This window comes from Alteromonas sp. McT4-15 (assembly GCF_020515205.1).
In the GTDB taxonomy this organism is placed as follows: domain Bacteria; phylum Pseudomonadota; class Gammaproteobacteria; order Enterobacterales; family Alteromonadaceae; genus Alteromonas.
The window spans coordinates 49,063-57,225 of record NZ_JAJALG010000027.1 but is presented as its reverse complement, the minus strand read 5'-3'; the positions used below and the strand labels follow the sequence as shown (position 1 = coordinate 57,225).

10 protein-coding genes are annotated in these 8,163 nt (G+C 44.6%); 6 read left to right on the top strand and 4 right to left on the bottom strand.

The window, feature by feature from the left end; genetic code table 11:
* Positions 1 to 128: 128 nt before the first annotated feature.
* The gene (locus LHL20_RS16035) at positions 129 to 443 is read right to left on the bottom strand and encodes a hypothetical protein (RefSeq protein WP_226434009.1); all 315 of its coding nucleotides are present in this window, start codon (positions 441 to 443) and stop codon (positions 129 to 131) included.
* Between the two features lie 422 nt (positions 444 to 865).
* On the opposite strand from LHL20_RS16035, the gene LHL20_RS16030 reads away from it, so the two are divergent.
* A complete protein-coding gene (locus tag LHL20_RS16030) occupies positions 866 to 2,104 on the top strand; it encodes a malic enzyme-like NAD(P)-binding protein (protein WP_159627545.1) in 1,239 nt (412 codons plus the stop codon).
* A 73-nt stretch (positions 2,105 to 2,177) separates the two neighbouring features.
* On the opposite strand, the gene metJ is transcribed toward LHL20_RS16030, so the two are convergent.
* Positions 2,178 to 2,510, bottom strand: coding sequence for a met regulon transcriptional regulator MetJ (metJ, locus tag LHL20_RS16025; RefSeq protein WP_159627547.1), 333 nt, complete (start codon positions 2,508 to 2,510; stop codon positions 2,178 to 2,180).
* A gap of 161 nt (positions 2,511 to 2,671) precedes the next feature.
* Between metJ and metF the strand changes: the two genes are divergently transcribed.
* Positions 2,672 to 3,559 carry a methylenetetrahydrofolate reductase gene (gene metF / locus LHL20_RS16020; protein ID WP_159627549.1) on the top strand — a complete coding sequence of 296 codons (888 nt, stop codon included), beginning with the start codon at positions 2,672 to 2,674 and terminating at the stop codon, positions 3,557 to 3,559.
* A 118-nt stretch (positions 3,560 to 3,677) separates the two neighbouring features.
* Positions 3,678 to 4,562, top strand: coding sequence for a virulence factor BrkB family protein (locus tag LHL20_RS16015; RefSeq protein ID WP_226434008.1), 885 nt, complete (start codon positions 3,678 to 3,680; stop codon positions 4,560 to 4,562).
* Between the two features lie 81 nt (positions 4,563 to 4,643).
* Here LHL20_RS16015 and LHL20_RS16010 read toward each other — a convergent pair whose 3' ends face one another.
* Positions 4,644 to 5,282, bottom strand: a complete 639-nt coding sequence (locus tag LHL20_RS16010) for a DUF2959 domain-containing protein (protein WP_159627553.1) — start codon at positions 5,280 to 5,282, stop codon at positions 4,644 to 4,646.
* A gap of 4 nt (positions 5,283 to 5,286) precedes the next feature.
* The gene (locus LHL20_RS16005) at positions 5,287 to 5,523 is read right to left on the bottom strand and encodes a hypothetical protein (RefSeq protein WP_159627555.1); all 237 of its coding nucleotides are present in this window, start codon (positions 5,521 to 5,523) and stop codon (positions 5,287 to 5,289) included.
* A 187-nt stretch (positions 5,524 to 5,710) separates the two neighbouring features.
* Here LHL20_RS16005 and pip point away from each other — a divergent pair, with 187 nt between their 5' ends.
* The 3 genes from pip to LHL20_RS15990 all read left to right on the top strand — a co-directional run bounded on the left by pip (position 5,711) and on the right by LHL20_RS15990 (position 8,153).
* Positions 5,711 to 6,688 (top strand): prolyl aminopeptidase, encoded by a 978-nt coding sequence (gene pip / locus LHL20_RS16000; RefSeq protein ID WP_226434007.1) that lies wholly within the window; start codon positions 5,711 to 5,713, stop codon positions 6,686 to 6,688.
* Complete coding sequence (dtd, locus tag LHL20_RS15995) at positions 6,685 to 7,122, top strand: D-aminoacyl-tRNA deacylase (RefSeq protein WP_159627559.1); 438 nt, start codon at positions 6,685 to 6,687, stop codon at positions 7,120 to 7,122. Before pip ends, dtd begins: the two co-directional genes overlap by 4 nt.
* Before the next feature lie 116 nt (positions 7,123 to 7,238).
* Entirely contained in the window at positions 7,239 to 8,153 is a 915-nt protein-coding gene (locus LHL20_RS15990) for a bifunctional GNAT family N-acetyltransferase/hotdog fold thioesterase (protein WP_159627561.1), read from the top strand.
* The last annotated feature ends 10 nt before the right edge of the window (positions 8,154 to 8,163 follow it).

Sequence of the window (8,163 nt, the reverse complement as noted above, 5' to 3'; positions counted from 1 at the left end):
CTCCACGGCGAGAACGCAGCTTCCCCCGAACAGTTAAGAAGAGACCACAGCGATACAGCAGAAAGAAAAATGCCGCTCACCTTAAGTGAACGGCATTACCTATATGGCGCTTTTTTATTGCCTAGGCATTAATGCAAGTGATGAGTTTGCAAATGTCTGTCCCAATTGCCACCACTCAACCGTTTACATTTTTCCTCGCTATCAAAACGTATTGAAGCAGCCTGAGACTTAATACTATCTAAGGCAATATTCACACTGTTTATAAAGTCCATATTCCACTGCGAGGTAACTGCCGCGTTGCGCTGCGACTCAGTTTGAAACACCGCAACGACATGAGGCGCATGCCAGTGTCCGGTGTGGGTAAGCCACACAAAGCCAACACCGTCTTTTTTAGCCGCTTCGCACACATCGGTAAGCACGTTAACAAGCTTTCTATCCGTCACAAATACTTCTCCTGAACGATTACAGCCAACTGCGTAAGACTGTTTTTGTTACCCACATCCCCACATTTAAAAATACAGTATGCGTATGAGGTTGATGTCATTAATAAATCATATGAATGGCAATTATAGCGCTATATTACTGGTCTAATAAGTACGCGTCACCTACATTGGTACATGAGAATTCTGATCAGATATGTACACAGTGAAAGGCTGTGTTAGAGTTGCGATCAACAAGCGATATAGTGAGTATTAATTTTGTGAATAATACCTTACTATTGCCTGTGCATCAGCTAAGGCTGGATTAATTCTAACAAAAACGTCGTGTAACCCTTGCTGTAACATTAACAATAACAACGATAAAAATGCGTACAAGGCGTGAGCGAAGACACCGATGAACCCTACATCTAAGGATACCATTTTACATGTCAGATTTTAGACAACGCGCACTTGATTACCATGCTAAACCCACGCCGGGAAAAATTCGCGTGGAGCTTTCTACCCCGGCTGATAGCGTTGACGATCTTGCACTCGCCTATAGTCCCGGCGTTGCCGAGCCTGTCAGAGAAATAGCTGAAGATCCTGATAACGCCTATAAGTATACTGCGAAAGGCAATATGGTTGCTGTTATTAGTAACGGTACTGCTATTTTAGGACTGGGTAATCTTGGACCTTTAGCATCTAAACCTGTAATGGAAGGTAAAGCGCTTTTGTTTAAACGCTTCGCTGGACTCGATGCCATTGATATTGAAGTTAAGCACAGAACTACCGAAGAGTTTATTAACACGGTAGCCAACATTGCAGACACGTTTGGCGGTATTAACTTAGAAGATATCAAAGCGCCAGAATGTTTTGAAATAGAACAAGAACTTATCAAGCGCTGTAATATCCCTGTGTTCCATGACGATCAACACGGAACAGCTATCGTTACCGCTGCGGGTATGCTTAATGCCCTTGAAATTCAAGGTAAGTCGATAGAGAGCGCCAAGATTGTATGCATGGGCGCAGGCGCAGCGGCTGTTGCATGCATGGAGCTACTGATTAAGTGCGGCGCGCAGCGCGAGCGTATTTACATGCTCGATAGAAAAGGGGTTATTCACACTCGTCGCGAGGATTTAACCGAACATAAAAAGCTCTTTGCAAATAATACTGACAAGCGCACTCTTGAAGACGTGATGGAAGGCGCTGATATATTTGTAGGCGTTTCTGGTCCAGATGTACTGCCTCCAGAAACGTTAGCATTAATGGCTGAAAACCCAATTGTGTTTGCTTGTTCAAACCCAGACCCAGAAATAAAGCCTGAACTTGCTCACGAAGTACGCAAAGACTTAATTATGGCCACTGGCCGTTCGGACTACCCGAACCAAGTAAACAACGTACTGTGCTTCCCGTTCATCTTCCGTGGTGCTCTGGATGTACGTGCTAAAGCCATTAACGATGAGATGAAAGTGGCCGCGGTTGAAGCGCTGCGCGCTATCACTAAAGAAGAGGTGCCAGCAGAGGTACTTGCGGCAAGTAAAAGTGAGAGTTTGACGTTTGGTAAGGACTATATTATCCCGAAGCCTATGGACCCTCGCTTGTGTGAACGTATCGCGTCTGCGGTATCAAAAGCCGCTATTGAGTCTGGTGTAGCGCGCATCGTGCAAACACCAAATGCTGAATAACAACTAATAAAAACGGCGCTTATCTTAAGCGCCGTTTTTCATTATCTATAGCCAACAATTGTTGAGTATTTGCTTACGCGTCTTCTGTCACGTCATTCTCGAAACTAGGGTCTATGCCCATCTCTTCCATAATACGTCTAGCTTCTGCCGGCACGCGATTAGGATTGTCTTTTCTCAAATCATCATCATTGGGCAGGGGTTGCCCTGTAAATGCATGTAGAAATGCTTCGCACAGCAACTCTGAATTGGTTGCGTGTCGTAAATTATTTATCTGCCGACGAGTGCGTTCGTCTGTCAACGCTTTAAGCACATTAATGGGTATAGAAACAGTGACTTTCTTAACCTGTTCGCTCTTTTTACCATGCTCTGCGTAGGGGTGAATATATTTACCGTTCCATTCTGCCATTGTACTAACTCGGTCTACTCTTATTTATGTTATGAATAGAAATTCTAAACAAGTTCACGAAAAGGTCAATTGAGCAGTGTAAACCTCTTGACGTCTAGACATATATTCTTTAATTTAGACGTCTAAACGTCTATATGATTACTATTTTGAGAGAATAAGCCATGGTTTCTTACGCACAGGGTATCGATGCATTAAATCAGTCACTATCAGAGCTGCGTGATATTGATGTGTCTTTTGAGTTTTTCCCACCGAAAACCGAAGCCATGGAAAAAACACTCTGGAAATCAGTTGAGCGTCTTGCGCCGCTAAAACCAAGTTATATGTCAGTAACCTATGGTGCAAACAGTGGCGAGCGCGATAGAACACACGATGTGGTAAAGCGCATTCAACAACAAACAGGCGTAGCAGCTGTGCCGCATTTAACCTGTGTTGATGCAAGCCGTGAAGAGTTAAAGCAAATTGCACAAGATTACTGGGACTCCGGCATTCGCCGTATCGTTGCCCTGCGTGGTGACTTACCACCGGGTGTCGATAAAACAGAAATGTACGCGTCAGACTTAGTCGCATTGCTAAAAGACGTGGCTGATTTTGACATTTCAGTTGCAGCGTATCCTGAAAAACACCCTGAAGCACCTAACGCTCAATTCGATCTACTGAATTTAAAGCGCAAAGCTGAAGCGGGCGCCACAGAAGCCATTTCACAGTTCTTTTTTGATACCAGCGTATTCTTACGCTTTAGAGACCGTGCCGCCGCCGCAGGGGTAGACCTAGACCTGGTGCCCGGAATATTACCCGTTACCAATTACCAAACTTTGGTGAAGTTTGCCGGGTTTACCAATGTGCACGTACCGGGTTGGCTACATAAAATGTTCGACGGATTAGATGAGGACGACCAAGCAACACGTAACCTTATTGGTGCCAACATTGCCATGGACCAAGTTAAAGTGTTGGCAAAAGAAGGCGTTAAACATTTTCACTTCTACACGCTTAATCGCAGTGAGTTGAGCTATGCCATTTGTCACATGCTTGGAGTGCGCGGAAACGGATAAATAGCTTTTTACACAAAAGTTTTGCTACAACGTCTTCTCACAGTTAACATTTCATAAGGTGCGCTAAGGTGCACCTTATTCTTATCTTAAGTCATTGAGTGTTATCGGGAGAGCTAGCGTGGATTTAGACAGGGTAAAAGCCATATATAGGGACGTTGCCCCGCAGGTCAAAGATCTCTTTGATATCTTTATTAAGCGCTGCAAAGAAGACAATATTGCGGTGTCCGCTGGGCATTTAGCTTATGTCACTTTACTCTCGCTTGTCCCTTTTATAATGGTGACGTTTACCATAATGTCAGCGTTTCCCGCATTCGCATCGGTACGCAGCAAGCTCGAGCACTTTATTTTTAGTAACTTTGTGCCAACCGCCAGTGATGTTGTTCACAAATACATGACTGACTTTGTGGGAAATGCGTCACAAATGAGTGCCATTGGTATTTTGTCACTGCTCGTCGTTGCACTTTTGCTTATTTCAAATGTCGATAAAACCCTTAATCGAATATGGCGTACGCAAAGTGACAGACCCATCATCTATACCTTTGCGATTTATTGGATGGTTATAACGCTTGGCCCCATGCTTATTGGCTCAAGTGTTATTGTAAGTTCATATCTAACAGGCCTTGCTGCGTTTACCGAAGAATATACACCAGGCCTTGGCACTTTCTTGCTCAGTTTAGTGCCAAGCGGCGCTGCCATGCTCGCGTTCGCTATTTTGTATATGGTAGTGCCAAACAGACGGGTATTTGCGCGCCACGCCTTCGCGGGTGCGTTAGTTGCCACTATCGCATTTGAAATGACAAAGTCAGGTTTTGCACTTTACGTCACCAACTTTCCCTCTTATGAGTTAATTTACGGTGCACTTGCGGTTATACCCATCTTGTTTTTCTGGGTTTATTTGTCGTGGATCATCGTGTTATTTGGTGCCGAATTCACATGTAGTTTGGGTGAAGCATTTGAGAATAGAAAAGCGGAACACGAGCCCAGAAAGGTCCCTCAAGAATAGGTGTGAGGATAGAAGCTATCTAGCGCGTGAATTACGCACAAAAAAAGGGAGCTGCAGCTCCCTTTCTAAATAGCTCTGCTATTAGTTTTTCATTGACGCAATAAACGCATCAGACTCAGCAATGGCTGAGTTCATTTGGCGAATAAGCTGAGCAACATTGTTCTCAATAGTCGATAATTCACCTTGCAGTGCACCAATGGCACTCGCATTTAGGTTGTGTTTTAAATACAACACATTGTCTTGTAAGGCCGTTAATACTGGCGGCATTTTGCTTTCAGCATTTCGCATAGCGCTCATAAGCGACTTATAACGACGCTGCGTTTCACGCAACTTTGCAGCACTATCACGCTTAAGCGATGCATTTTGGTACTTTTCTAGCTCTTCCTGCCATTCATCGAAGAGCGCTTCGGCAACACTTTCCACCTTATCGATACGAGCACTCACCTCTTCGGCAGCCGCTACGCTATCTTCGTACTGCCCGTTTAAACGGTCATATACATCTTCAAGTTCACCGCCATCAAAGGCAACCGCAGCACTAAATGCTTCAAGTGCAGAACTAAACTGCTCTTGCGCGTCTTCTTGTGACTCTTTGGCATTTTCAACACGGTCTACTAAGATATCGCGCTTTTCTACGCCAACCTTTTCCCATGCCGCATAGTAAGCAGACTGACAACCGCTAAGGGCTACCATTGCCACAAAGACTGATGCTATGAGTTTCATTAGGCTAATCTCCACCCTTGTAGCGCGCTGCGCTGATAATACAAATTAAATGTAAAATGACACCTAGGGGCCAAAATACAACGGCTAACACCACAGTGGCCGCAAGTGCATAAGACACACCTACCGCTACGAAGTAAAACAGCGCTCCTAAAATGCGGCCTTGTACTAAATGCCCTAAACCAGGGATAAAAAAGTTACAAATAGCGGCAATAACGTTACCACCTGATCCTTGACCTGCCATATAAACATCCTCGCATTTATGACTATAATGTGATTAGCTAGTACGCATAACACTTTTTCTAGCGTTTATCTTTTTGTGAAACAACCAACAAGATTCGGCGTTAGGAAGGTGAAAGCGGTAAGCTCGCGTAAGTCTTATAATGATAAATTAAACTAAAACAGGCACTCGCACAACGCGCAGAAACAAAATGAAACGACTTTACCCCGATGTCACCTGCTATCAAAATGGATTTATAGACGTAGGAAGCGGGCACTCGCTCTACTTCGAGCAAAGTGGTAACCCTAACGGGATACCTGTATTGTTTGTTCACGGTGGACCCGGTGCAGGTCTGCCACCCAACTATAAGTGCTTTTTCGACAGCAACAAGTATCGCATTATAGGCTATGAGCAGCGTGGCTGTGGTCGCTCTACTCCTATAGCCTCAACATCAAATAACGACACGGCAAACAACGTCAACGATATTAATGTATTGCGCGAGCACTTAGGCATTTCTCAGTTATTGCTGTTTGGTGGGTCGTGGGGCTCTACCTTAGCGTTGCTTTATGCAATTGAATATCCTCAAAGGGTGACAGGGTTAATATTACGCGGTGTATTTCTGGCAAGACAGCAAGATAGAGACTGGTTTCTTTCTCCTCAAGGTTGCGCAGCACAACTGTTTCCTGAGTACTACAGGAAATTCACTAAAGATATTCCTGAGCCTATCACTACCGCCGCGGTTTGCGATTTTTACAGCGAAGCCCTGCATTCAAACAATGAAGTGTTGCGTCATGCCGCACTAAAACGGTGGTATCAATGGGAAGAACGTCTATCGCGTATTACGCTACCGCCTGGCGTTGGTGATTGTACTTCTCACTATCCCATGCAGTTAGTCACCTGCCTAGCCACGCTAGAATGCCATTTCCTTTCAAATAAATGCTTTATCCCCGAGAACTATATTCTTGATAATATAGACAAAATACGCCATATTCCCGCCACTATAATTCACGGTCGATACGACATGATCTGCAAGACAGAAGCCGCAGAAATGCTTCACAAAGCATGGCCTCAAAGTCAATTGCAGATTATTCCAGATGCGGGGCACAGCACATCAGAACCCAGTATTGGGTACGCTTTGTGCAGAGCAACCCGTGATATGTCGCGTTTTCTTCGGGAGTCAAAGAAGTGATAGGACTAATCCAACGCGTTTCACAAGCGAATGTCACAGTAGCCGGCGAAGTTGTGGGCGAAATTGGTAAAGGCATGCTCGTGTTGCTTGGTGTTGAAAAAGACGATGGCGATGCGCAAATTGAAAAGCTCGCTAACAAATTATGCCGTTATCGCATGTTTAGTGATGAAGACGGTAAGATGAATTTAAACGTCGAGCAAATTGATGGTGAAATTTTAGTTGTGTCGCAGTTTACGTTAGTTGCAGATACTCAAAAAGGCAACCGTCCCGGCTTTTCCAGGGGCGCCACTCCACAGCATGGCGAGGCGATTTATCATAAATTCATTGAAGCACTCAATAAAAAAGGAATGCGCGTTGCTACAGGGCAATTTGGTGCTGATATGCAAGTGGGCCTCATTAACGATGGACCCGTGACATTTCATTTTCAGGTGTAACCCACGATAGTGTTGCACCAATGCTTCAACGTATTTCTGCTTACATATTTAAACTTGTGCCAAGGTAACGGTTACGTTTAAATAGCAATTCACTCTTACAAAAAGGTCGGTTTATTGTGTACAAGGTTGTAACGCCAAAGAGCGATGCCGAGTTTGACGCTTACTTTCATTTTCGCTGGGAGCATTTACGCCAGCCTTGGAACTTCCCTCCTGGGTCGGAAAAAGATGAATATGAACAAGTTGCCGAACACCGCATTATTACTAACCGTAACGGTGACATTGTTGCCTGCGGTCGCGTGCATTTAAACACGGCTGAAGAAGCGCAAATTCGCCATATTGCCGTACACCCCGAACATCTTAGAAAAGGGTTGGGGCAAATGATGATGGCAGCACTTGAGAACGTCGCTAAAGACTTAGGGGCAATTCGCGCAGTAACCAATAGTCGAGAAATCTCTATCGATTTTTTCAGTGCCTGTGGTTTTGAGATTGAGCGTGAAGCCCCTAACGAATTGGGCATGCTTAAACGCCAGCAGATGGTGAAGAAGTTTTCTGAAAACAACACCCTTGTGCTGCACCCTAAATGGTGTAAGACGCTACAAGATACGTGGACAGAAACTATTCCTATCACTGAGCACATGGGTATTAAGCTTTATCAGTATACGGGAAGAACCTTAGAGACCCGCGCTTCACTGAATAAAAACATCAATATTCACGGTACTATGTTTGCTGGTAGTATTTTTTCATTGGCCACCCTTACGGGATGGGGAATGATTTATCTGCAGTTAAAAGAGCGTGGGTTAGACGGAGACATCGTGCTTGGCGACGGTGACATTCACTATCACAAACCCATTACCATGAAGCCACGTGCAATCTGCAATATCGAAACGCTGTCAGGGAAGTTTAAGCCTTTAGAGAAGAACCATAAAGCACGCTTTGAGTTAAGTGTGGCGATCCTTGATGGAGATAACCCTGTTGCGGAGTTTGAAGGTGTATTTTGGGTACTTCCCCCGTCTAAGAACGAAGAAGAATAAGCGTTAAAGC

Bases quoted from the DNA above. Each gene is read 5' to 3' on its own strand.
- LHL20_RS16030 (WP_159627545.1), top strand. From the start codon at position 866: ATGTCAGATTTTAGACAACGCGCACTTGATTACCATGCTAAACCCACG.
- metJ (WP_159627547.1), bottom strand. From the start codon at position 2,510: ATGGCAGAATGGAACGGTAAATATATTCACCCCTACGCAGAGCATGGT.
- metF (WP_159627549.1), top strand. From the start codon at position 2,672: ATGGTTTCTTACGCACAGGGTATCGATGCATTAAATCAGTCACTATCA.
- LHL20_RS16010 (WP_159627553.1), bottom strand. From the start codon at position 5,282: ATGAAACTCATAGCATCAGTCTTTGTGGCAATGGTAGCCCTTAGCGGT.
- LHL20_RS16005 (WP_159627555.1), bottom strand. From the start codon at position 5,523: ATGGCAGGTCAAGGATCAGGTGGTAACGTTATTGCCGCTATTTGTAAC.
- pip (WP_226434007.1), top strand. From the start codon at position 5,711: ATGAAACGACTTTACCCCGATGTCACCTGCTATCAAAATGGATTTATA.